This window comes from Sphingobium terrigena, assembly GCF_003591655.1.
GTDB lineage: Bacteria > Pseudomonadota > Alphaproteobacteria > Sphingomonadales > Sphingomonadaceae > Sphingobium > Sphingobium terrigena.
Map to the genome: position 1 here is coordinate 141715 of NZ_QVRA01000006.1, position 23877 is coordinate 165591.

Here is a 23877-nt window from a genome sequence, read left to right on the forward strand (position 1 = left end):
AAATGGGGTGCGTTGCCGCGCACATAGCGATGAAGCGACGCGGGGGCAACCGGGCAGCCTGCCTATCGCAGCAGATGCGCGCTCTTATCGTTCAATCAGCGCGATTTCCCGGCTTTTGGTGATCCAGAATGTGGAAAACACCCACACACCTGCCAGTTCGACCAGCAGCACCACATAATTTTTCTCCGGGCTGCCGGACAGAAAATGGATCAACAATACGGCCACCGGACAGGCAATCATCAAAATGCCCAGCACGGAGTATATCCGCTTGAAGCGACGCCGGACGTCGCCATCCTCCATGATCGACAGCGTATCGCCGGACCGGAACACGCAGACATAGGCGATCGCGACAAAGAAGATGACTGCGCTGCTGTAGTGAATCTTGGCCGTCGTGGTGGCGGCGTGCTCAGGCCAGTCCATCGGGAAGAGTGCGATGCCAATTGCGGCGATTCCCGCAATGTTGAGGGCAACATCCTCCTGCCATGAATAGCCTTTGTAAAAATATAGGAACGCACCCACCATCCAGAGTACGCCGACGAATATGTTGCGCGCCGCGCCCGCGCCATAAGCCGACATGCCATCTGCAACATGGGAAAAATGATAATAGGCGCTGATCGAGGTCTGCAGATATTCCGGCCCTGCCACTATCCACAATGCAATCGGCAGCAGGAATGCGACCACCGCCAATCCCCGGCGCAACATGAAATAGCTGGACGAAATGCTCTCAAACAGATCGTCCACAGTCGACAATGCAGGCGGAACCGCCGGTGGGGCGGCGATGCTCTTGGAGCCTTCGCCGCCGCCCAATTGTCCGCCCTGCATCTTGACCCGTGCATGACGCCAGGCCAGTTGATCGCGCATATCGTCCGGCTGCATGGCTATTCCCCTTTGCACCGATCCTACGCGCTTGCCGATGCAGGGCAATCGGAACTATTACCGTAATGGAATGATCTAGCCAGCCGCCGCGATAATCGGCGCGAACTTGCCCGCCGTCAGGCTTGCGCCGCCGACCAGCCCGCCATCAACATCAGCAATCGCCATCAATTCCGCCGCATTGTCGCCATTCATCGACCCGCCATAAAGAATACGCATCCCGTGGGCTTGCCCGCCGATCCGGCTGGCCAGCGCATCGCGCAGCGCCCGGTGCATCGCGTCGACCGCCTCCATCGTCGGAATCCGCCCGGTGCCGATCGCCCAAATGGGTTCATACGCAATCGCCAGCCAATCCGCCGCCGCGCCCTCCGGCAAGGACGCCAGCAACTGCGCGGACACCACCGCTTCGGCATCACCCGCGTCGCGCACGTCCAGGCTTTCGCCCACGCACAAGATGACGTTCAGGCCTGCAGCCTTCGCCGCCAGCGCCTTGGCCGCAACGTCGCCATCGCTCTCGCGCTGGTCCTGCCGCCGTTCGCTATGGCCAACGATCGTCCAGCTGGCCCCCGCTTCGGCCAGCATCGCGCCCGACAGGCAACCGGTATGCGCGCCACTGGCGTTCATGTGGCAATCCTGCGCCCCGATAAAGGCGCCGCCCCGAACCTGCGCCGCCGCCGCGATCAATGTCGCGGGTACGCATAGTCCTACATCCACCCCCGGATGATCGGCCGCGATGCCGCCTATCGCTTCGACTTCGCCCAGATGGGCCTTCAGGCCATTCATCTTCCAGTTGCCCACGACGAGTTTACGCCTGTTCATGGATTATATTTCCCCATATTTGTTTTTGCTGCACGCCCAGTGGCGATGAACGGGGCGGGTGCATTTGTCCAGACCGGCTACGCCAGACCTTGCATGACCGTGGGCGCTTGCCGCCGCGCCTATACCGCCTTAAAGCGACCGCCATCACGCCCGCAGTTCGGACATTTTCATGCTTGCTGTCTTTCGCCGCTTCATTCGCTCCAGGTTCGGCGCTGTCTTTGCGATCCTCTTCCTGGCGGTCATCGCCGGTGCCTTCGTTCTGGGCGATCTGTCCAGCGGCCAGTTCGGCAGCAGCCTGACCGGCGGTGGCGGCACGGCGGCCAAGGCGGGCAGCCACAAGCTGTCGCAGAATGAAGTGCAGGACCGTATCCAGCGCGTCTATGAAAATGCCCGCAAATCCAATCCCGGCCTGCTGATCAGCGATTTCTTCGCGCAGGGCGGCGCGACACAGGTGTTCGACCAGCTGGTCGCATCCCTCACCCTGCGCGCCTTTGCCGACGATCAGGACGTGCATATCTCCAAGCGGCTGGTCGATGCACAGATCGCGCAGATCCCCGCTTTTCAGGACGCTGCGGGCAATTTCAGCCAGGATAATTTCCGGTCGCTGCTGATCCGCGAACGCATCACCGAACAGGCGCTGCGCGACGATATCAGCCGCGAAATCCTCCAGCGCCAATTGCTGGGTCCGGTGGGTCTGGGTGTCAAGCTCTCCGACTCTCTGGTGCTGCCCTATGCCTCGCTGCTGCTCGAAGCGCGTCAGGGTACGATCGCCGCGATTCCGGCGGTCGCCTTCCTTGACGACAAGGCACCGACAGACGCGCAACTGGCCGATTATTACAAGCGCAACGCCGACCGCTTCACCATCCCCGAACAGCGCCGCATCCGCTATGCCGTGATCGACGCGCAGCGTTTCGCGCAGGCCTCACAGCCGAGCGACGCGGAAATCGCTGCCGCCTATAATCAGAACAAGGCCGCCTATGCCGCCAGACAAAGCCGCAGCGTCGAGCAACTGGTGTTGCCGACGCAGGCAGCGGCCAAGGCAATTGCCGATCAGGTCAAGGGCGGCACATCGCTGTCCGCCGCGGCAAAGGGCGCTGGCCTTGAAGCACTGGCGCTGGCCGACCAGAGCCAGGCCGCCCTCACCGCATCGGCGGGCAAGGCGATTGCCGACGCCGCCTTTGCCGCCAGGCAGGGCGATCTGGTCGGTCCCGTGCGCGGATCGCTGGGCTGGGTCGTGCTGCGCGTCACCGCGATCACCGAAACGCCCGCCCGCCCGCTCGCCTCTGTGCGTGGCGAACTGGTCGAGACGCTGCGCGCGCAAAAGGAAAAGACGCTGCTGACCGAATTGACCGGCAAGCTGGAAGACCAGATTGCCGATGGCGGCACGTTCGAGGAAGTGGTCAAAGATAATGGCCTGAAACTCGAAACCAGCCCGCTGCTGCTCGCCACCGGCAAGCAGGTCGAGGATTCGGCCTATGTCCCCTCCGCTGACCTGCAACCCCTGGTCGCCCCCGCCTTCGCGATGAACGCGGACGATGATGCGCAGCTGGTGCCGATCACCCCGGACAAGCGCTATGCGCTGATCGCCCCCACTGACATCGTCGCCGCCGCCCCGCCGCCGCTGGCCAAGGTCAAGCCGCTGGTTCAGGCGCAGTACAAGCTCAATCAGGGTAATGAAAAAGCCAAGAAGGTCGCGGAGGATATCCGGGCCAAGGTCGCCAAGGGCATGAAGCTGGCCGATGCCGTCGCGGCTGTCGGCGTCAAGCTGCCCGCGCCGCAGGTGCTGGGCGGCCGCCGCGCCGACATCATGCGTGGCGAGCAGCGTCCCCCCGCCGAAGTCGCCATCCTCTTTTCGATGGCGGCGAACACGGTCAAGACGCTCCCCATAGGGCAGGATCGCGGCACCTTCGTGGTGCAATTGAACGCCATCCAACGCGGCGATGCCAAGGGTCAGCCCGAACTGTTGAAGCAGGTGCGCGACCAGCTCGGCGAGGTTGTCGGCCAGGAATATGGCCAGCAATTTGAGCGCGCGGTCGAAAAGGAACTGGGCGTGACCCGCAATGCCAAGGCCGTGGCAGACGCCCGCTCGGCGCTGACCGCCACCAACAGCGGCGGGCAGTAATATGGGCGCGACGGGCGGGGACGGCATCGCTTCGGCGCGCGCGGCGCTGGCGCGGGGCGAATCGGCATTGGTATGGCGGCGGCAGATTGCCGACACCGACACGCCGATATCCGCCGCGCTCAAATTGTTCGAGCCAGATCGCGGCGACTTCCTGCTGGAATCGGTGGAGGGCGGCGCGGTGCGTGGCCGCCACAGCCTGATCGGCCTGGCCCCCGACCTCCTGTTCCGCGCCGATGGCAACATGGCCCAGATCAACCGCCAATGGGCAACCGACCGCAATGCGTTCGAGCCGCTGGAAGCCGACGCGCTGACCGCGCTGCGGTCGCTGGTGGCCGAATGTCGCGCAGAACTCGATCCCGCTCTGCCCGCAGCGCTCGCCTGCCTGGTCGGCTATTTCGGCTATGAGACGGTCGGGTTGGTCGAAAAACTGCCCCGTCCTGCCCCCAATCCCATCGCCCTGCCCGACATGCTGTTCGTTCGCCCGACCGTGATCCTGGTGTTCGACCGGCTGGCCGATGCCCTCTATCTGGTCGCGCCGGTGTGGAAGGGCAGCTTTGCCGACCCCGAAAAGGCAATCGACGAAGCGCTCGAACGCATCGACGCCACCGCCGCGCGCCTCGCCGCCCCGCTGCCCGCCACGCCCCCACCGGCGGACATGGCCGACATCGCGGTCACCCCGGTGCTGGAGCCGGGCCGCTATGCCGCCATGGTGACCAAGGCCAAGGATTATATCGTCGCGGGCGACATTTTTCAGGTCGTGCTGGCGCAGCGTTTCACCAGCCCCTTCACATTGCCACCCATTGCGCTTTATCGCGCGCTGCGGCGGATCAATCCCTCGCCCTTCCTCTATTATCTCGACCTGCCCGGCTTCGCGCTGATCGGCTCGTCGCCTGAGATATTGGTCCGCGCCCGCGACGGCGAAGTCACGATCCGCCCGATCGCTGGCACCCGCCCACGTGGGCGTAATGCGGTGGAGGACGCCGCCAACCGCGTAAGCCTGCTGTCCGACCCCAAGGAACGCGCCGAACATCTGATGCTGCTGGACCTTGGCCGCAACGATGTCGGCCGCGTTGCGACCGCTGGCAGCGTGACCGTGACCGACAGCTACAGCGTCGAATTTTACAGCCATGTCATGCACATCGTCTCCAACGTCGTCGGCCAGCTATCGCCGGACAAGGACGCGATCGACGCGCTGTTCGCAGGCTTCCCAGCGGGGACGGTATCAGGCGCACCCAAGGTCCGCGCGTGCGAGATCATCGCCGAACTGGAACCCGAAACCCGCGGCGCCTATGCGGGCGGGGTCGGCTATTTCGGCCCGGACGGCAATATGGACAGTTGCATTGTGCTCCGCACCGCCGTCCTGAAAGACGGCGTCATGCACGTACAGGCAGGCGCAGGCATCGTCGCCGATTCCACCCCCGAATATGAACAGCGCGAATGCGAAGCCAAAAGCGGCGCGCTACTGGCAGCCGCACGCGAAGCCGTAGCGCTGGCGCGCGAAAGCGGCTTCGGCCAGTAAATTCCTCCCCAAGCTCGTCTTGGGGAGGTGGCAGCGCGCAGCGCTGACGGAGGGGCAATGGCGCAACGTCGCGCCACTGCCCCTCCGTCTGGCCTTCGGCCATCCACCTCCCCATCGCTACGCGACAGGGAGGATCACTCTACCGACACGCCCGCCACCCGGTCGCACCGCGTGCCGCCTGATCCAGATGGAAATGATCGCGGTGCGCCTTGTTATAATCGGGCGACAGCGCGGTCGAAAACAGGTCGCACGCCCCATCCCGCACCGCGCGCAGAAATTCGGCATCGCTTGCCTTGCCATCCCAGTCGTTCAGCACGCTCACCTGCCGCCCGTCCGCCAATATGAAGGCGGAAATGTCGATCGCATCCGCAGTCGCATGTTCGCTGAAGTCGCCAGCGCTGCGCCCGTACATGCGCCGACAGCTATAGCTGCAAAGTGCCGCAGTGACGCAACCGGCTGGCCATAGATGCGCTGCGCGGCAGGCTGCACCACCTGCCACTCCCACAGCTTGAGCGCCGCGACCACCGGGCAGGAAGGCGCCACCGCCGCCGGGGACAGGGCCACCGCCCCGCGCTCCGCCTTCAGCCGCACCGCATCGTCATAAACGCACTGTCCCGTCCCGCCCGGCTGCATCGCACTATAGGCCACCCCCGCCCGCTCCAGCAGCGCCAGGCATTGCGCCCGCTCCCCCGTTAGCGCCGCCAGCTTGCGCCCGGTGAACAGCCCGATCGGCTGATCCAGGTCGATATCGGTCCAGGGCAAATCCTGCGGCCTTTGCCGCATCACGGCATAGCCCAGAAGAGTCAGACACAACAGGCCGCCCCATAACAGGCAGCGGCGCAATATCAGGTGAAGGCGTCGCATCCCCTAACCACGCCGGGCCTGCCGTAAAGGTTCCGACGTAACGGGATAACCCAGATGATCGGGGATGCACAAATGCCGCTCCCCATCGCGATCCTCCAGCCATGGCCGCACCTTCTCCACCGGATGGGCGGCGGCATGGGCGACCAGATCGGCATGACTTCCCGCCAGCGCCAGCCGCTCCAGATTACGCCGGGTGGGGAAGATGACATGCCCCTCCCCCGCATCGCACCGCGCCAGCGTCGCTGCCGCACTGCTCCAGAACAGATGCACATTCTCGGTCGCGTCGGCGATCGCCTCCTGCCCGTCAGGCGCGCGGGCGAGGTAGAAGCGCGTATCATAGACCCGGATCGCCTTCTCGAACGGCGCGGGGTGCCAGCGGGCAAAGGGCGTCAATGCGTCAAGCGCCAGCCCCAGCCCATGCGCCTCAAGCAGATCCCCCAGCATCGTCCCATCCAGCAAGCCCTGCCGGATCGAGACCACCACCGCGCCATCGACCGCGCCCGCATGTCCCCCATTCAGGCCCACCCCCAGCCCGCTTTCCTCGATCGTCTCGCGAATCGCCGCGATCCGCGCCGCCGCCTCGTCAATCTCCAGACCATGGTCGATCCGCGCCGCAAGCTGCCGGTCATGCGCATCCACGCCCCCGCCGGGAAACACCAGCGCGCCCGCAGCAAAGGCCATGGTCGACGCCCGCTCCATCATCAAAATGTCGGGCGGCCCATCGGGTCGGTCCCGCACGATCACCACCGTCGCGGCGGGGCGACCTGCATCATCCTCTATCGTCATGTCCTTGCTCTAGGCGCAGCTGCGCCCACCGGTAAAGCCCGCCGCAGCGATCCCATCACCCCGCCTGCGCCAGTTCCAGAAACTGGCGCAATGTCGGCGTCTCATCGTCCCGCCGCCACGCCAGCCCGGTTTCCAGCATGGGCGCGTCGCCCAGATCGGCATAAACCACCCCCGCCCGCGCCAGATTGCGCAGCGACGCCGGGACCAGCGCAATCCCCAGCCCCGCCGACACCAGGCTGATGATCGTCTGCATCTGGATCGCCTGCTGCACGATATTGGCCTGCCCGCCCCGCGCCGCATAATAGCCAGTGACCAGATCGTGGAAGGCAGGTGCCACCGCGCGCGGGAACAGGATCAGCGGCAGCGACACGATGGCCTCCGCGTCGATCGTTCCCGCCTCCACCCATTGCTCCGGCAGCGCCGCAACCAGCGGTTCGCGGATCAACCGGCGGTAACAAAGCTCCGGCGGCAGGGGTGTGTCGGCAGGCGGGATCAATATGCCCGCATGGGCCTGCCCCGCCAGCAAGGCGGGTATCTGCACATCGCTGGTCGCTTCGGTCAGGCGGATTTCGACCTGCGGGAACAGCGCCGCATAGCGCCGCACCAGCGCGGGCAGGACGCTATAATCGGCGGTGCTGACGAAGGACAAGGCCAGATGCCCGGCCCGCCCTTCCCGCAACTGCCGCGCGGCTTCGGGCAGCGCGTCGATCGCCGCGATAGCAGGCCGCACCTGCTCCAGCCATTGCGCCCCGAACGGCGTCAGCGCCACCCGTCGCTTGGTCCGCGCAAACAGCGCCGCGCCCAGTTCGCGCTCCAGCATCAGGATCGACTGGCTCAGCGGCGGCTGGGTCATGTGCAGCCGTTCCGCCGCCTGCCCGAAATGCAGCGTGTCGGCGACCGTGACAAAATGCCGCAACTGGCGAATATCCATCTTTCATATGTCCTGCGACCTAATAGGCCATCAATAATATATTTCACACCCAATCCCAACGGGTATAGAGCGGACCCAAGAGGATTATCTTTTCAGGGACACTGACCATGCCGGCCTATCGCTCCAGAACCACCACCCACGGCCGCAACATGGCGGGGGCGCGCGGCCTGTGGCGCGCGACGGGCATGAAGGATGAAGATTTCGGCAAGCCGATCATCGCCGTCGTCAACAGCTTCACCCAGTTCGTGCCGGGCCATGTTCACCTGAAAGACCTGGGCCAGCTCGTCGCGCGCGAGATCGAGGCGGCAGGCGGCGTCGCCAAGGAATTCAACACCATCGCGGTCGATGACGGCATCGCCATGGGCCATGGCGGGATGCTCTATTCCTTGCCAAGCCGGGATCTGATCGCCGACAGCGTCGAATATATGGTCAACGCCCATTGCGCCGACGCGATGGTCTGCATCTCCAACTGCGACAAGATCACGCCGGGCATGTTGATGGCCGCGATGCGCCTCAACATCCCCGCCGTGTTCGTGTCCGGCGGGCCGATGGAGGCGGGCAAGGTCGTGATGCGCGGCAAGGAAGTGGCGCTCGATCTGGTCGATGCCATGGTCGTCGCCGCCGACGAAAGCTATACCGACGAAGAAGTCAAAACCATCGAACGCTCCGCCTGCCCGACCTGTGGCAGTTGCTCCGGCATGTTCACCGCCAATTCGATGAACTGCCTGACCGAAGCATTGGGCCTCTCGCTGCCCGGCAACGGATCGACGCTGGCCACCCATTCGGACCGCGAGCGCCTGTTCCGCGAAGCCGGCCATGTCATCGTCGATCTCGCCAAGCGCTGGTATGAACAGGATGACGCCACCGCCCTGCCGCGCACCATCGCCAGCTTCTCCGCGTTCGAAAACGCCATGAGCCTGGACATCGCCATGGGCGGCTCCACCAACACCGTCCTCCATCTGCTCGCCGCCGCGTATGAAGGCGGGGTCGATTTCACCATGGCCGATATCGACCGCCTGTCGCGCCGCGTCCCCTGCCTGTGCAAGGTCGCACCCGCCAAGCAGGACGTGCATATGGAGGATGTCCACCGCGCCGGTGGCATCATGGCGATATTGGGCGAACTGGAGCGCGCAGGCCTCGTCGATACCTCGCTCCCCACCGTCCACGCCCCCACCATGGCCGCTGCGCTGGCCCGTTGGGACATTGGCCGCACCAACAGCGATGAAGTCCGCAACTTCTTCCGCGCCGCCCCCGGCGGTGTCCCGACCCAGACCGCGTTCAGCCAGTCCGCCCGCTGGGAGGAGCTGGACATCGACCGCGAAAAGGGCGTGATCCGCTCGGCCGAACACCCCTTCTCCAAGGATGGCGGCCTCGCCGTCCTCTACGGCAACCTCGCCCCCGAAGGCTGCATCGTCAAGACGGCGGGCGTCGATGATTCGATCCTGACCTTCCACGGCACCGCGCGCGTCTATGAAAGCCAGGACGCCTCGGTCGCGGGCATTTTGGGCAATGAGGTCAAGGCCGGCGACGTCGTCGTCATCCGCTATGAAGGGCCAAAGGGCGGGCCGGGTATGCAGGAAATGCTCTACCCGACCAGCTATCTGAAATCCAAGGGGCTGGGCAAGGAATGCGCGCTGATCACCGACGGGCGCTTTTCCGGTGGCACGTCGGGCCTGTCGATCGGCCATGTCTCGCCCGAAGCGGCCGAAGGCGGCCTCATCGCCCTCGTCCAGACCGGCGACCCGATCGTCATCGACATCCCCAACCGTGTCATCAAGCTGGACATTGATGACGCCGTGCTGGCCGAACGCCGCGCGGAAATGGAGAAAATGGGCGTCAAGGCGTGGAAGCCCTTTGGCCGCAAACGCGAAGTCTCCCCCGCGCTCCGCGCCTACGCCGCGATGACAACCAACGCCGCCAAGGGCGCTGTGCGCGACGTCAGCCAGATCGAGAAATGATCAATCAAAGCCCCTCCCCTTTAGGGGAGGGGTTGGGGTGGGGGCGTGCCACAGGCACAACGTCAACCACCCACCTGCGCCAGCCAGTCCGCCAGATTATAATGATTGCTCACCCGCGCGATCTTCCCCTCGCGCAGTTCGAAAAACGCGCCCACCCGCAGCCGGTAACGCTGCCCTGATGCCGCGGGCAGATCACCATCGGTCACCAGATATTCGCCCTCCAGCATGAACTCCGCCGCCGCCCGCGCGCCATCAGCCGACGTCAGGAACACCGGCCCGATGACCGCCTCCTTGTAGCAGCGGTTCATATGGTCCAGAAAGTCTGCGAACGCCGCCTTCCCCTCGCGCACCGCGCCCTGGCTCGGCTCATGCACCACATCGTCGGTCAGCAGCGCCAGCATCGCCGCACTCTCTCCCCGATTGAACGCCGCATAATAGTCCCGCAACAACGCCTCGCTCATGCCCGTTACCCCAACCTGTCGGCGTGCCAGCGCAGATGATCCGCCATGAAGGTGGAGATGAAATAATAGCTATGGTCATAGCCCGCGCGCATATTCAGCGTCAGGTCGATCCCCGCTGCCTCACACGCCGCGCGCAATAGGTCCGGCTGCAATTCCTTCTCCAGAAACGCATCCGCCCCGCCCTGATCGACCAGCAGCGCTTCAACCCGCGCACCATCCTCGATCAGCGCGACCGCATCATGCTTGCGCCACGCCGCCTTGTCCGCGCCCAGATAGCCGCCCAGCGCCTTGCGCCCCCACGGTACCTGGCTTGGCGCAACGATCGGCGCGAAGGCCGACACCGCACTGAAACGCTCAGGATAAGTCAGCCCGATGGTCAGCGCCCCATGCCCGCCCATCGAATGGCCCATGATCGACTGCCGCCCCATATCCGCCGGAAATGCCGCCGCGATCAGCGCAGGCAGTTCCTCGGTCACATAGGACCACATCTTGTAATGATCCGCGAAGGGCGCTTCCGTCGCATCGACGTAAAAACCAGCGCCCAGTCCGAAATCATAAGCCCCGTCCACATCATCCGCCACACCCTCACCGCGCGGCGACGTATCGGGCGCAACGAAGATCAGCCCCAGTTCGGCGCAGAGCGCCCGAAACTCGCCCTTCTCGGTCACATTGGCATGGGTGCAGGTCAGCCCGGACAGATACCAGACCACGGGCAGCTTCGCCCCCGCCTCATGCGGCGGCACGAACACGGAAAAAACCATGTCCGTCCCCGTGCTGGCGGACGCATGGCGATACACGCCCTGCACCCCGCCAAAGGCGCGATTTTCCGAAACCGTCTCCATTAAAACACCACGACCGAACGGATGCTCTCACCCGCGTGCATCAGGTCGAACCCCTTGTTGATCTCCTCCAGGCTCAGCACATGGGTGATCATCGGGTCGATCTCGATCTTGCCGTTCATATACCAGTCGACGATCTTGGGCACGTCGGTCCGGCCCTTGGCCCCGCCAAAAGCGCTGCCCTTCCACACCCGGCCGGTGACCAGCTGGAACGGACGGGTGCTGATTTCCTTGCCCGCTTCAGCGACGCCGATGATGATGCTCTCCCCCCAGCCGCGATGGCACGCCTCCAGCGCGGTGCGCATCACCCCGGTATTGCCGGTGCAATCGAACGTATAGTCCGCCCCGCCATCGGTCAGCGCGACCAGATGCTGGACGATGTCGCCCTCCACCTTGTTGGGATTGACGAAGTGGGTCATGCCGAACCGGCGGCCCCATTCTTCCTTGCTGTCATTGATGTCGACGCCGATGATCATGTCCGCGCCGACCAGCTTCGCGCCCTGAATGACGTTCAGGCCAATGCCGCCAAGGCCAAAGATGATGACGTTGGACCCCGGCGTCACCTTGGCGCTGTTCACCACCGCGCCGACGCCCGTGGTCACGCCGCAGCCGATATAACAGCTCTTGTCGAACGGCGCGTCCTCGCGGATCTTTGCGACCGCGATTTCGGGCAAAACCGTGAAGTTGGAGAAGGTCGAACAGCCCATATAGTGAAAGATCGGCTGGCCCTTGTAGGAAAAGCGGGTCGTGCCGTCGGGCATCAGCCCCTTGCCCTGCGTCGCGCGGATCGCGGTGCACAGGTTCGTCTTGCCGCTCAGGCAGCTTTTGCACTGGCGACATTCGGGGGTGTAGAGCGGGATGACATGATCACCGGGCTTCACGCTGGTGACGCCCGGCCCGACTTCCCGCACGATCCCCGCGCCTTCATGCCCCAGGATCGACGGAAAGATACCTTCGCTGTCGAACCCGTCGAGCGTATAGGCGTCGGTATGGCAGATACCGGTCGCCATGATCTCGACCAGCACTTCGCCCGCTTTCGGCCCTTCCAGATCGACTTCGACAATCTCCAGCGGCTTCTTGGCTTCAAAGGCGACGGCGGCGCGGGATTTCATGGGAAAAGCTCCTGATATGATGCTGCCCCGCCCTAGCAATATCCCACCCGCGCGATAAGGAAGGATTTTTGCAATTCATTATTTCATATGAGGGATAATTATGCGCGGCTGGGATGGGATCGACGAATTTGTCGCCGTGGCGACCACCGGCAGCTTCAAGGGCGGGGCCGACGCGCTCGGCCTGTCCACCACCCATATGAGCCGCGCCATCGCCGCGCTGGAAAACCGGGTGCAGCGCCCGCTGTTCCACCGCACCACCCGCACCGTCCGGCTGACCGACACTGGCCGCCTCTTCTACGATCATTGCAGCCGCATCGTCACCGAACGGGACGAAGCCATTGCCCTCATCAGCGAAGGCGCAGAGCCGCAGGGCGACCTGCGCATCACCTGCTCGACCGCGATGGGCGAACGCTTCATCGCCCCCATCGTCCGGCAATTTGCCACGCGCTATGTCAAGCTCACTGTCACGATCGATCTGACCAACCGGCTCGTGGACCTGATCGGCGAGGGCTATGACATGGCGATCCGCACCGGCACGCTGGCCGACAGCCGCCTGATCGGCACCCGCATCGCGTCGCGTACCCTCTATACCTGCGCAGCCCCTGCCTATCTCGCCGCGCACGGCACGCCCAACGCCATCGCCGATCTGGGAAACCATGACTGCCTGATCGGCACCGCGACCAGCTGGCAGTTCCGCTCCTGGGGCCGGATCGAAACCATCCGCCCGCGCGGCCGCTGGCGCTGCAACAGCGGAGAGGCGGTGGCGCAAGCCGCCGTCGCGGGCATGGGCATATGCCAGCTGCCGGAATTTTACGTCCTGCCCCATATCGCGTCCGGCGCGCTGGTGCCTTTGCTCACCGATTTCGCGATGGAGGACGAACCCATCTGGGCCGTCTATCCCCAGCGCCGCCACTTGCTGCCCAAGATTACCGGCCTGCTCGACCTGTTGCGCAGCGAATTGCCCGTGGCGTTGGCGCGGCGGGACTAACCCTCGTGCCGGAACAGCCGCGCGACTTGCTCGGCAATCTCGCGCGGGGTCAGGCGACCGGGCCGGAACCAGTCCGCCGCCGCATTAAGCTGCGACAGGAGGAGGTTGCGATAGATCGACCGGTCGATCGCCGCGGGCAAAGGCAGGTCATCCACGATCGCCCGGAACAACTGCTCGAACCGGTCGCGCCGCGCCACCAGTTGCGCGCGCACCTCATCGGGCACTTCGCGAAAATCATTCATCATCGGCATCGTCAGCGAATCGGGCGCCAACTGCACCTCCAGCAGCGCCACGCAACCCGCCTCCAGCCTGTCCCAGGGACCGGCCGCAGCCGCCACCGCCGCCGCGATCCGCGCTTCCGCCGCGTCCAGCGCGCCATTATGCAATTCGACGAACAGCGCGTCCTTGGACTTGATATGGTGGTAGAGCGACCCGCCCAGCACCCCCGACGCCTCGCCAATGTCGCGCATCGACGTGCCGCGATAGCCCTTGCGCGCGAACAGCTGCGCCGCGACCGCGAGTATCTCGTCGCGCCGCGATCGCACCCCGTCTTCGCTTCCCGCCTGCTTGCTCATGCGCCTTGGCCTAGCACAGAAATGCGCGCCGGATCATCCGGGCAACAGCAGCGAACTGTCGCCATAGCTGTAAAAACGATAGCCCGACCCGATCGCATGATCATAGGCCGCCCGCATCCGCTCCGTCCCCATCAGCGCCGACACCAGCATGAACAGCGTGGATTTGGGCAAATGGAAATTGGTCATCAGGCCGTCAATCGCCCGGAACTGATAGCCCGGTGTGATGAAAATACGGGTTTCATCGGCAAAGGCGCGGAGAATCCCGTCCTCTCCCACCGCGCTTTCCAGCAGGCGCAGGCTGGTCGTGCCGACCGCAATCAGCCGCCCGCCAGCCGCCCGCGCGGCATTCAGCCGATCCGCCGTCGCCGCCTCGATCCGCCCCCATTCGGCGTGCATCCGGTGATCGTCGGTATCGTCCGCCTTGACCGGCAGGAATGTCCCCGCGCCGACATGCAGCGTCAGCGTCTCGGTCGCGATTCCGCGCTCCGCCAGCGCCGCCATCAATTCCGGGGTAAAATGCAGCGCAGCCGTGGGCGCTGCCACCGCGCCATCTTCCCGCGCGAACATGGTCTGATAATCGGCCCGGTCGCGTTCGTCGGTCGGGCGCTTGCTGGCGATATAGGGCGGCAGCGGCATCCGTCCCGCCCGCTCCAGCAGAACCTCCACCGGCTCCTCACCCTCAAAGCTCAGCGTTACCCCGCCATCATCGTCGCGCGGCCCGGCAATCGCCGTGACGCCCGCGCCAAAATCGATCCGCTCGCCGTCACGCACCCGCTTGGCATTGCGCAAAAAAGCCTGCCACTGGCGCAGCCCCAATCGCTTGTGCAGCGTCGCCCCGATCCGTGCATTGCCGCGCATCCCCTCCAGCTGCGCGGGAATGACGCGCGTGTCGTTGAACACCAGCACATCGCCCGCCCGCATCAGCGAGGGCAGATCACGCACGCTCAGGTCAGCAAAATCACCCTCCCCCGGCACCAGCAACAAGCGCGCGCTATCCCGCGGAGACGCGGGCCGCAGCGCGATATTCTCCGGCGGCAGGTCAAAATCGAAAAGGTCTACGCGCATGGTCTAAAGCTACCCTGTTCAGCCTTAATCGGTGTTCCCGCGAAGGCGGGAATCCAGTCCCGCCCTCTGGACTGGATTCCCGCCTTCGCGGGAACACCCGGTGCTTTAATCATGATAGAGCGAACAGATGGAGGCCGGACGAACCAGCCCCTTTTCTCACTTACTGCGTCGGCGCGGCAATGATCGACGGCGCGACTGGCGCAACCGGCGCGGTCACCGGCGGCTTGCCGTCGCTCTCGATCGACGCCTGCAAAATCACGGTCGGGTTGGCGGGCGGCTCGCCCTGCGCGATCGCGTCGACATAATTCATGCCTTCGATCACCCGGCCGAACACCGTATATTTCTTGTCCAGCTGCATCCGCGGCAGCAGCACGATGAAGAACTGGCTGTTCGCGCTATCCTCGCCCTGCGCACGCGCCATCGACACGGTGCCGCGCAAATGGGGCATCGGGTTGAACTCGGCCTTCAGGTCCGGCTGGGTCGAACCGCCGGTGCCGTCGCCCTTGGGATCGCCGCCCTGCGCCATGAAACCGGGGATGACGCGATGGAATTTAAGGCCATTGTAAAAGCCCTGCCGCGTCAGCTCCTTGATCCGCTCGACATGGCCGGGCGCGATGTCGGGGCGCAGCTGGATGCGCACCCGCCCGCCGCTCGACAGGTCCAGGTCCCAGATATTCTGCGGATCGGCCGGCACCACCGCTGGCGGCAGCTTGGGGGTCAGGTCGCCGCCCAACGACTTGGCATTTTCCGCCGCCCGCGCCGCGGCCTCCGCTTTCTTCATATCATCGCCCTTGCTGCCGCCGCCCTGGGCATAGGCCAGGCCGGACGCGGTAAGGGCGATACCGATCGCCACGGTCTTGAGCGCGCAGGTGAAACGCATGGGACTTACTTTCCTCAATATCTTGGCCGTCCTGATAGCGCGCTGATCGCGATTGGCAACTGAACGCAGGCTGAGCGGTATTAAACGCTGCCTTTGCGCCCCAGTTTTTCAACCCGCGCCACCACTTCGTCGCGCACCACCGGCCCGACGAACTTATGGATCGGCCCGCCATAAAGCGCGATTTCCTTGACCAGCCGGGAAGCGATCGGTTGCAGGCACACGTCCGCCATCAGGAACACGGTTTCGACGCGGGCATTAATCTGCTGGTTCATGCCCGCCATCTGATATTCATATTCAAAGTCGGCGACCGCGCGCAGCCCGCGAATGATGACGCTGGCCCCCTGCGATTCGGCAAAATCCATCAGCAGCGAATTGAAACCGACGACCACGATGTCCGCGTCGATCCCGGCACATTCGCGCCGCACCATTTCCAGCCGCTCTTCATCGCTGAACATGGGCGATTTGCTGATATTGGTCGTCACCCCGATGACCAGCCGGTCGACCAGTTTCGCGCCGCGCCGGATGATGTCCATATGCCCCAATGTTATGGGATCGAATGTGCCGGGATAGACACCGATGCGCTGCTTGCTCATGGTCTTTAGCGATCCCTCTCCACGATATAGTCGGCAATGGCGCGCAGCAGGTCCGCCTCGACGCCATAACCATGCAGATGCGCCTTGGCCTGATCGACCAGCATATGCGCCTGCGCCCGCGCCCGATCAACGCCCAGCAGCGACACGAACGTCTCCTTGCCCGCCGCCGCATCCTTGCCCAGCGCCTTGCCCGCCAGCGCCGCGTCGCCCTCTACGTCCAGCAGATCGTCGGCAATCTGGAACGCCAGGCCGATGTCGCGCGCATAGCCGTGCAGCCCCTTGCGTGCGTCCTCAGGAATCCGCGCCATGATCGCGGCAGCGTCAACGCAAAAGGCGATCAGCGCCCCGGTCTTGAGATTTTGCAGTCGGGTGACGGTGGCCAGGTCAAAGCGGGCATGTTCCGCTTCCAGGTCCATCATCTGCCCGCCCGCCATGCCAGCCGGGCCGCTCGCCAGCGCCAGCGCGCGCACCAGTTCAATCCGCACGAACGGGTCGGGATGGGTGTCCTCGTCGGACAATATCTGGAACGCCAGATCGTGCAGGCAATCGCCCGCCAGTATCGCCGTCGCCTCGTCAAACGCCTTGTGGACGGTCGGCTTGCCCCGGCGCATGTCATCATCGTCCATCGCGGGCAGATCGTCATGCACCAGCGAATAGACATGGATGCACTCGATCGCCAGGCCGACCCGCAACGCCGATTCGCGCGACAGATGGAACAGGTCGCTGGTCGCCTGCACCAGCAATGGCCGCAACCTTTTGCCTCCGCCGATCGCGGCATGGCGCATCGCCTCATAAAGCCGCGCCCGTGGATCGTCCGGCACGCTCAGCAGATGGTCGAAGGCGCTGTCGATCGCCGCCGCGACGTCCGCCGCGCGTGCCTTTACCAACGCCCCTGCGGAGGCCGCCTCTCCCCCGACCATGCCGCTCACTCCGCGCCGAACGGCTGCGCGCCGGTCACAGCGCCATTGGCGTCGATCGTCAGCTTGGCGATCCGCGCTTCCGCCGCCGCCAGCCGCTCGGTGCAGCGCTTGCGCAATTCTTCGCCCTGCGCATAGAGCGAGATCGACTCGTCGAGCGGCACGTCCCCGCTTTCCAGCCGCCGCACGATCGTTTCGAGCGCGCGCAGCGCATCCTCGAAAGAGAGGGTTGCTGGATCGGGGGGCGCTATGCTGCTATCGTCTGCCATGTCCCTGCATTGACCGCCACCGCCGCCCCGGTCAAGCCATCACACCGGCTTTCGTGCCGGCTTTCATGACTGTCATCGTGCCGTCATGACGTCATATGATAGCGATGGTGGATTATGGGCAGTTTTGCGTTGACGCAGCATGTTGCAGGTGCACATAGAAGGACCGCTATGAAATTTCATCTCCCCCTTATCGCCGTTGCCTCGCTCAGCCTGCTGAGCGCCTGCAACAAGAGTGACGAACCCGAAGTCGTGGGCGGCCCTGCCGATCCGATGGCTGCCGAACTGGCCAACGCCGCGCCGGTCGAGCTGCCGCCGTCGGTCAAGGCCAACAAGCAGTTCCGCTGCAAGGATAACAGCCTGATCTTCGTCGATTATATGAGCGACGACAAGACGGCCCAGCTGCGCACCGAAAAGGGCGGCACCGCCACGACGCTGAAGGCCGCCGAAGTCGGCAAGCCCTTCACCGCCGAAGGCTTTGAAGTCAGCGGCGCAGGCGACGACGTCACCATCACCGTGCCCGGCAAGGGCGCCCAGGCCTGCCACGTCTAAGACGCGCGCGGCCTCATCCTCTTCCCAGGCCGGACCTTCTCAAAGGTCCGGCCTTTTTCTTGTCCCACTCACCTTCTCCCCGCTGGGGAGAAGGATAGTAAGCCTTGCCGAACGCAGTGAGGTTAGGCGCACTTGGAAGAGGGGGTTCGACGCGGGTGCTGCGCGCACCCCCCACACCCACCATTGTGAATCCCGCTTGGCCCCGCTAAAGGCGCGCACATGTCCAGCACCGCTCCCCACATCACCCCGGAAATCGTCGCCGAACATGGCCTCAGCCCGGAAGAATATGACCGCGTCCTGAAGGCCATCGGCCGCGAGCCGAACCTCACCGAACTGGGCATATTCTCGGTCATGTGGTCGGAGCATTGCTCCTATAAATCCTCCAAAATCCACCTGATGAAGCTGCCGACCACCGGCCCGCAGGTGATTTGCGGCCCCGGCGAAAATGCCGGCGTGGTCGACATTGGCGATGGTCAGGCGGCGATCTTCAAGATGGAGAGCCACAACCACCCCAGCTATATCGAACCCTATCAGGGCGCGGCAACGGGCGTTGGCGGCATCCTGCGCGACGTGTTCACCATGGGCGCGCGTCCCATCGCCAATATGAACGCGCTGCGCTTCGGGCGACCCGACCACCCCAAGATGCGCCACCTGATCAGCGGCGTGGTGCGCGGCATCGGTGGTTACGGCAATTGCGTCGGCGTCCCCACCGTGGGCGGCGAAGTCAACTTCCACCCCGCCTATGACGGCAATATTCTGGTCAACGCGATGACCGTGGGCATCGCCGACACCGACAAGATTTTCTATTCGGCAGCATCGGGCGTTGGCAACTCCATCGTCTATGTCGGCTCCAAGACCGGCCGCGACGGCATCCATGGCGCGACCATGGCCAGCGCCGATTTCGGCGACGACGCCGATGCCAAGCGCCCCACCGTGCAGGTCGGCGACCCCTTCACCGAAAAGCTGCTGATCGAGGCGTGCCTGGAACTCATGGCCTCCGATGCGATCGTCGCGATTCAGGATATGGGCGCGGCGGGCCTCACCTCCTCCAGCGTCGAAATGGCGTCCAAGGGCGGCGTCGGTCTGCTCCTCAACATGGACGCCGTGCCGCAGCGCGAAACCGGCATGACCGCCTATGAAATGATGCTCTCCGAATCGCAGGAGCGCATGTTGATGGTCCTGAAACCCGGCCGCGAAGCCTTTGCCGAAGCCATTTTCCACAAATGGGAACTGGATTTCGCAGTGATCGGGGAAGTCACCGACACGGGCCGCATGGTCCTGATCCACCATGGCGAAACCGTCTGCGACATTCCGCTCGCCCCGCTGGCCGACGACGCCCCGCTCTATGATCGCCCCTCCATGCCGGTGGACGACTATAAAGTCTGGTCGGGCGTCCAGCCGCTCGGCGACATCCCCGAATCCACCGACATCGGCGCGGACCTGCTCAAGCTGATGGGCAGCCCCGACATCGCCAGCCGCCGCTGGATCTGGGAACAATATGATCATATGGTCGGTGCCGACACCGTCCAGCGCCCCGGCGGCGACGCCGCGGTGGTCCGTGTCCACGGCAGTAACAAGGGCATCGCGATCAGCACCGATTGCACCCCGCGCTATTGCTATGCAGACCCCTATGAAGGCGGCAAGCAGGCGATCGCCGAATGCTATCGCAACCTGTCCGCCGTCGGCGCAACCCCGCTGGCCGTCACCAACTGCCTCAACTTCGCCAACCCCCAGCGCCCCGAAATCATGGCCCAGCTGACCGGCTGCCTCGACGGCATGGGCGACGCCTGCCGCGCGTTGGACTTCCCGATCGTGAGCGGCAACGTCTCGCTTTACAATGAGAGCAAGGCCACCGGCGGCGGCAGTGCGATCCTGCCGACCCCCGCGATCGGCGGGATTGGCTTGCTGGCGGATGTCGATGTGATGGCGACGGTCGCGTTCAAGGGCAAAGGGCATACGATCTGGCTGGTGGGGAGCACCACGCTCGGTTCGCACCTTGGGCAATCACTGTGGTTGCGCGAAATTCATGGTCGCGAAGATGGCCCTCCGCCACCCGTTGATCTTACGGCGGAGCGAAAGACGGCCGATTTTATTCGTTCCTTAGTGAAGCAAGGCATCGTGAATGCCGTCCATGACGTCTCAGATGGCGGCTTGCTCGTCGCTCTTGCCGAGATGGCGTTGGCCAGCGGAATCGGTGTTGAATTGTCCCCTGATGATGCGGACCCAAGCAATTTCTCTCTTGCTGCCCAGCTCTTCGGCGAAGACCAAGGCTTGTATGTCGTGACGACATCTCGGCCAATTAACCTGCGCGAGATGGCGGGCGAAGCGGGAACTAAAGCAACGATTATCGGATCTACCGGCTTCCTATCATCCGTAGAAAATTGCGAAGGCATCTGGAATGAGGCTGGAGGTGATTTCATCCCCCTCACCGACCTGCGCGCCGCGCATGAAGGCTTCTTCCCCAAGCTGATGGACAGCGAACTCTAACCCCAAGCCCACAATCCCCGTCATCCCCGCGGATGCGGGGACCCAACTTTCCCCAAGCGCCTTCTATGCGATCGCAGTGTTCGTTGATGCAGGCGCTGCTTCATGGGCCCCCAAGCGCCGCGCTTCGGGAGAATATCCGGTCACCAAAACCAAAGGCGCATGGCCCACCATAGGTCCCCGCCTCCGCGGGGATGACGAGGGGTGTTACACCAATTGGACATGGGTTAAACCAAGCATATGCCCCGCCCCCTCCAGCCTTGCGTCTATATCCTGGCGAGCCAGCGCAACGGCACTCTCTATATCGGCGTCACATCAGACCTCATCACCCGCCTCCATCAGCATCGCACCGGTGCCGTCCCCGGCTTCACCCACGATTACAACGTCAACCGCCTCATGTGGTTCGAGCAACATGGCACGATGGATGAAGCCATCCTGCGCGAGAAGCGCCTGAAGAAATGGAACCGCTCCTGGAAAATTGCGCTGATCCAGGACCTCAACCCCACTGGGACGACCTGGCGATCGGTCTAGGGTTCGAGCGCCTGCCTGATTAAACCTGTCCCCGTCATCCCCGCGGACGCGGGGACCCAACTATCGGCCCGCACATTGGTATCGTTGGCGCGGCTTGGTCGCACCAAGCGCCAATCCAGTCGCGCAACGAAAGCTGGATTCCCGCCTTCGCGGGAATGACGAAGCTGGTTATACAGGCGGAGACAAATCCCTAAAGGGACCAAGCCTCATGACCACCGGCTACTCCACCACCCCTCTGCCCAAGAAACTCAGCCTCAAACCCGGCCAGCGCGCCTGGTGGGACGCCATGCCCGCATCCGTTGAGGCCGAACTCGCCGACTCCGGCGTCATCAGCCTGCCCGGTCCGCAAGCGCCGATCGACGCCGCCCATATCTTCGTCACCGATCGCGCTGACATGACTGCGAAAATCGCCGCGCTCCGTCCACTGCTCGCGCCCTCCGGCTTCCTGTGGATCAGCTGGCCCAAAAAGGCGTCCAAAGTTCCGACCGACATCACCGAGGACGTGATCCGCGCCGTCATCCTGACAGCGACCGATCTGGTCGACGTCAAGGTCTGCGCCATTGACGCCATCTGGTCCGGCCTCAAACTCATGATCCGCAAATCAGCCCGCTGACCGCGTCACCCGCCCAAACAGTATCTGATAGCCGTCCCCGCCGCCCTCGGCCTCAAACGCCGCCATCACCCGCCGCAAATCGCCCGGCGACAGCGGTGCGCGCCCTGCGCCCGGCACGACCGCGCCAATCCCCCGCAAATGCGCGATCAGCCCGCGCGCCCCGCCGCACTCCAGCGCATAATCCTCGTCAAAGGCGAAGGCGTCGTCAAACCCCGCCAGCATCGCGCGCAACTCGTCCAGCGTCGGATAGTCCGGCACCCCCGCCACCAGCCCGCATCGCGCGTGCGCTGTGCGCCAGCGCGCAAAACTCCCCTGCCCCATGGTTGAGAAGATCAGGCTCCCGCCCGGTCGCAACAGCCCCGCCAGCCGCGATATCCCGCTGCCCAGATCATCGAACCATTGAAACGCCAGGCTGGACACGATCAGATCGAACCATGGCCCGTCAAAGATCGGCGCTTCCCCGTCCATCGTCAGAAATCGGCCCGCGACATGGCCGTGCGATGCCGCCTGTTCCAGCATCCCCGGCGACAGGTCGGTCACCACCATCTCCGCACCCGGCCAGCGCCCCTGCACGTCGCGCGTCAGGAATCCGGTGCCGCAGCCAATCTCCAATATGCGCTCGACCCCGTCGGGCTTCTGCCGCTGCGCCAGCTCCGCCACCAGCGCCGCCGCCTGCCGCTGTGGCCCGGCAAAGTCATCATAATGCGCCGCCGCCGCGCCGAAGGCGTCGCTGATCCGCTGCTTGCGCCCTTGCCTGGAGCCATCCGTCATGGCTACGCGCCTTGGCAGAGGCTTGCGCCGCTGACCAGTCCCCTTCATGGGTAAGTCCATGATCGCCTCCCCCCGCATTCCCGCCATGGACGTGCTGCGCGGCTGCGCGGTGATGGGCATCCTGTGGATGAACATCACCGCCTTCGCCCTGCCGCAATCGGCCTATTTCAACCCGGCCGCATCGGGATCGCTCGGCACCGGGGATATCGCCTTCTGGCTCAGCAGCCTGATCCTGTTCGACGGCAAGATGCGCGGCCTGTTCGCCATGCTGTTCGGCGCGTCGATGCTGCTGCTGATCGACCGGGAAGAAATGGCCGGGCGCGACGGTCGCCGCAGCCAGATGATCCGCGCGGGCTGGCTATTCGTCATCGGCATGGCCCATTATCTGCTGCTCTGGTGGGGCGACATATTGGCGATCTATGCGCTGGTCAGCCTCGTCGCGCTCCGCTTCGTGCGACAGGAGCCGATGGCGCTGGTCAAGAGCGCCTTTCTGATCTTCCTTCTCCACTTCCTGCTCTGCGCCGCCTTCATCGCCACCCTCTACGCCTGGGGCCATGCCGCCGCGCTCCCCGACGCCAGTGCCGCCACGCGCGATGGCTTTGCGACCTTCATGGCGACGATGGCCGACCCCGCCAGCCCCGGCGTCCAGGCGGATCTCGCCACCTATCGTAGCGGCTATGGCGCAATCCTGGCGCACAAGCTCGCTGCCTTCCCCGGCGAATGGCTGTGGGGCTTCCTATTCACCGGCCTCGACGTGCTGGGCTTCATGCTGCTCGGTATGGCGATGCTCAAGGGCGGCTTCCTCACCGGGCGCTGGCCCGCCGATCAATATTGGCGCACCGCGCGCCATTGCTTCCTCATCGGCCTGCCGCCGATGATCGGCCTGGCCATCTGGATCATCGCCAGCGGCTTTGCCCCGCTGCCCGCTTTCGGCACCGTCCTGCTCTGGTCCTTCCCCTTCCGCATCCCGCTTTCCGTGGGCTGGGCGGCGCTCATCCTGTGGCTGCTTGCGCGCCATCGCGATCATGCGCTGGTCGCGCGCCTGTCCGCCACCGGACGGATGGCGCTCAGCAATTATCTGGGGTCCAGCCTGTTGATGACCGCGCTCTTCTACGGCTGGGGGCTGGGCCTGTTCGGCCATGTCCGCCCCGCCCTGTTGCTACCCTTCGTCCTGGGGGCGTGGGGGTTGATGCTGCTCTGGTCGCCGCTGTGGCTGTCGCGATTCGCGCTTGGCCCGGCGGAATGGCTCTGGCGCAGTCTGATCCGCGGCCAACCGCAAAAGATTCGCAAGAGCAGCTGATTACTATTGCGACCTATTATCATCTGCGCTATCTCTCTCCCAACAGGAGAGTGTCTCG

At 64.4% G+C, this 23877-nt stretch carries 22 protein-coding genes and 2 pseudogenes; 9 read left to right on the forward strand and 15 right to left on the reverse strand.

What is annotated here, in order from left to right; all coding sequences use genetic code 11:
* Positions 1–84: 84 nt before the first annotated feature.
* Together D0Z70_RS08900 and tpiA are read right to left on the reverse strand one after the other, a co-directional pair.
* Entirely contained in the window at positions 85–876 is a 792-nt protein-coding gene (locus tag D0Z70_RS08900; protein WP_119745480.1) for a DUF998 domain-containing protein, read from the reverse strand.
* A gap of 75 nt (positions 877–951) precedes the next feature.
* Positions 952–1692, reverse strand: coding sequence for a triose-phosphate isomerase (gene tpiA, locus D0Z70_RS08905; RefSeq protein ID WP_119745482.1), 741 nt, complete (start codon positions 1690–1692; stop codon positions 952–954).
* Positions 1693–1861: 169 nt separating this feature from the next.
* Between tpiA and D0Z70_RS08910 the strand changes: the two genes are divergently transcribed.
* Both D0Z70_RS08910 and trpE read left to right on the forward strand, forming a co-directional pair.
* Positions 1862–3814 carry a peptidylprolyl isomerase gene (locus tag D0Z70_RS08910; protein WP_119745484.1) on the forward strand — a complete coding sequence of 651 codons (1953 nt, stop codon included), beginning with the start codon at positions 1862–1864 and terminating at the stop codon, positions 3812–3814.
* A gap of 1 nt (position 3815) precedes the next feature.
* The gene (gene trpE, locus D0Z70_RS08915; protein ID WP_119745486.1) at positions 3816–5333 is read left to right on the forward strand and encodes an anthranilate synthase component I; all 1518 of its coding nucleotides are present in this window, start codon (positions 3816–3818) and stop codon (positions 5331–5333) included.
* Positions 5334–5472: 139 nt separating this feature from the next.
* Here the strand turns inward: trpE and D0Z70_RS08920 are convergent.
* The 3 genes and pseudogenes from D0Z70_RS08920 to D0Z70_RS08930 form a co-directional block, all read right to left on the reverse strand.
* Positions 5473–6197 (reverse strand): annotated as a pseudogene (locus D0Z70_RS08920) (extensin-like domain-containing protein).
* 3 nt (positions 6198–6200) lie between these two features.
* Entirely contained in the window at positions 6201–6983 is a 783-nt protein-coding gene (locus D0Z70_RS08925) for an NUDIX hydrolase (RefSeq protein WP_119745489.1), read from the reverse strand.
* Between the two features lie 55 nt (positions 6984–7038).
* Positions 7039–7914 (reverse strand): LysR family transcriptional regulator, encoded by an 876-nt coding sequence (locus D0Z70_RS08930; protein WP_119745491.1) that lies wholly within the window; start codon positions 7912–7914, stop codon positions 7039–7041.
* A 107-nt stretch (positions 7915–8021) separates the two neighbouring features.
* Between D0Z70_RS08930 and ilvD the strand changes: the two genes are divergently transcribed.
* Positions 8022–9872 carry a dihydroxy-acid dehydratase gene (gene ilvD / locus D0Z70_RS08935; RefSeq protein ID WP_119745493.1) on the forward strand — a complete coding sequence of 617 codons (1851 nt, stop codon included), beginning with the start codon at positions 8022–8024 and terminating at the stop codon, positions 9870–9872.
* A 62-nt stretch (positions 9873–9934) separates the two neighbouring features.
* On the opposite strand, the gene D0Z70_RS08940 is transcribed toward ilvD, so the two are convergent.
* From D0Z70_RS08940 to D0Z70_RS08950, 3 genes are read right to left on the reverse strand one after another with little or no spacing between them, the layout of a single operon-like run.
* On the reverse strand, positions 9935–10333 hold the full coding sequence (locus D0Z70_RS08940) for a ketosteroid isomerase-related protein (RefSeq protein WP_119745495.1): 399 nt from the start codon (positions 10331–10333) through the stop codon (positions 9935–9937).
* A gap of 5 nt (positions 10334–10338) precedes the next feature.
* Positions 10339–11175 carry an S-formylglutathione hydrolase gene (gene fghA, locus D0Z70_RS08945; protein ID WP_119745497.1) on the reverse strand — a complete coding sequence of 279 codons (837 nt, stop codon included), beginning with the start codon at positions 11173–11175 and terminating at the stop codon, positions 10339–10341.
* Positions 11175–12284: an S-(hydroxymethyl)glutathione dehydrogenase/class III alcohol dehydrogenase gene (locus tag D0Z70_RS08950; protein ID WP_119745500.1), complete on the reverse strand. Its 1110-nt coding sequence runs from the start codon at positions 12282–12284 to the stop codon at positions 11175–11177. The genes fghA and D0Z70_RS08950 overlap by 1 nt, the downstream gene beginning before the upstream one ends.
* Positions 12285–12384: 100 nt before the next feature.
* Here D0Z70_RS08950 and D0Z70_RS08955 point away from each other — a divergent pair, with 100 nt between their 5' ends.
* Entirely contained in the window at positions 12385–13272 is an 888-nt protein-coding gene (locus D0Z70_RS08955; RefSeq protein ID WP_119745502.1) for a LysR family transcriptional regulator, read from the forward strand.
* On the opposite strand, the gene D0Z70_RS08960 is transcribed toward D0Z70_RS08955, so the two are convergent.
* The 6 genes from D0Z70_RS08960 to D0Z70_RS08985 all read right to left on the reverse strand — a co-directional run bounded on the left by D0Z70_RS08960 (position 13269) and on the right by D0Z70_RS08985 (position 17571).
* On the reverse strand, positions 13269–13847 hold the full coding sequence (locus tag D0Z70_RS08960) for a TetR/AcrR family transcriptional regulator (protein WP_119745504.1): 579 nt from the start codon (positions 13845–13847) through the stop codon (positions 13269–13271). The genes D0Z70_RS08955 and D0Z70_RS08960 overlap by 4 nt on opposite strands.
* Positions 13848–13880: 33 nt before the next feature.
* Positions 13881–14912 carry a tRNA preQ1(34) S-adenosylmethionine ribosyltransferase-isomerase QueA gene (queA, locus tag D0Z70_RS08965; RefSeq protein ID WP_119745506.1) on the reverse strand — a complete coding sequence of 344 codons (1032 nt, stop codon included), beginning with the start codon at positions 14910–14912 and terminating at the stop codon, positions 13881–13883.
* 160 nt (positions 14913–15072) lie between these two features.
* Complete coding sequence (locus tag D0Z70_RS08970) at positions 15073–15792, reverse strand: peptidylprolyl isomerase (protein WP_119745508.1); 720 nt, start codon at positions 15790–15792, stop codon at positions 15073–15075.
* 80 nt (positions 15793–15872) lie between these two features.
* Positions 15873–16385 (reverse strand): pantetheine-phosphate adenylyltransferase, encoded by a 513-nt coding sequence (gene coaD / locus D0Z70_RS08975; RefSeq protein WP_119745510.1) that lies wholly within the window; start codon positions 16383–16385, stop codon positions 15873–15875.
* Between the two features lie 5 nt (positions 16386–16390).
* Entirely contained in the window at positions 16391–17305 is a 915-nt protein-coding gene (locus D0Z70_RS08980; RefSeq protein WP_119745715.1) for a polyprenyl synthetase family protein, read from the reverse strand.
* A 5-nt stretch (positions 17306–17310) separates the two neighbouring features.
* The gene (locus D0Z70_RS08985) at positions 17311–17571 is read right to left on the reverse strand and encodes an exodeoxyribonuclease VII small subunit (RefSeq protein WP_119745512.1); all 261 of its coding nucleotides are present in this window, start codon (positions 17569–17571) and stop codon (positions 17311–17313) included.
* A 168-nt stretch (positions 17572–17739) separates the two neighbouring features.
* On the opposite strand from D0Z70_RS08985, the gene D0Z70_RS08990 reads away from it, so the two are divergent.
* From D0Z70_RS08990 to D0Z70_RS09005, 4 genes and pseudogenes are all read left to right on the forward strand, one after another.
* Positions 17740–18120, forward strand: a complete 381-nt coding sequence (locus D0Z70_RS08990) for a hypothetical protein (RefSeq protein ID WP_119745514.1) — start codon at positions 17740–17742, stop codon at positions 18118–18120.
* Between the two features lie 219 nt (positions 18121–18339).
* Positions 18340–20607, forward strand: coding sequence for a phosphoribosylformylglycinamidine synthase subunit PurL (gene purL / locus D0Z70_RS08995; protein ID WP_119745516.1), 2268 nt, complete (start codon positions 18340–18342; stop codon positions 20605–20607).
* Positions 20608–20844: 237 nt separating this feature from the next.
* A pseudogene (locus tag D0Z70_RS09000) lies at positions 20845–21158 on the forward strand (GIY-YIG nuclease family protein).
* A 185-nt stretch (positions 21159–21343) separates the two neighbouring features.
* Positions 21344–21748, forward strand: a complete 405-nt coding sequence (locus D0Z70_RS09005) for a hypothetical protein (RefSeq protein WP_119745518.1) — start codon at positions 21344–21346, stop codon at positions 21746–21748.
* On the opposite strand, the gene D0Z70_RS09010 is transcribed toward D0Z70_RS09005, so the two are convergent.
* Positions 21737–22519: a methyltransferase domain-containing protein gene (locus D0Z70_RS09010; protein WP_119745717.1), complete on the reverse strand. Its 783-nt coding sequence runs from the start codon at positions 22517–22519 to the stop codon at positions 21737–21739. The genes D0Z70_RS09005 and D0Z70_RS09010 overlap by 12 nt on opposite strands.
* Positions 22520–22577: 58 nt before the next feature.
* On the opposite strand from D0Z70_RS09010, the gene D0Z70_RS09015 reads away from it, so the two are divergent.
* Positions 22578–23819 (forward strand): DUF418 domain-containing protein, encoded by a 1242-nt coding sequence (locus tag D0Z70_RS09015; protein ID WP_182913901.1) that lies wholly within the window; start codon positions 22578–22580, stop codon positions 23817–23819.
* Positions 23820–23877: the final 58 nt, after the last annotated feature.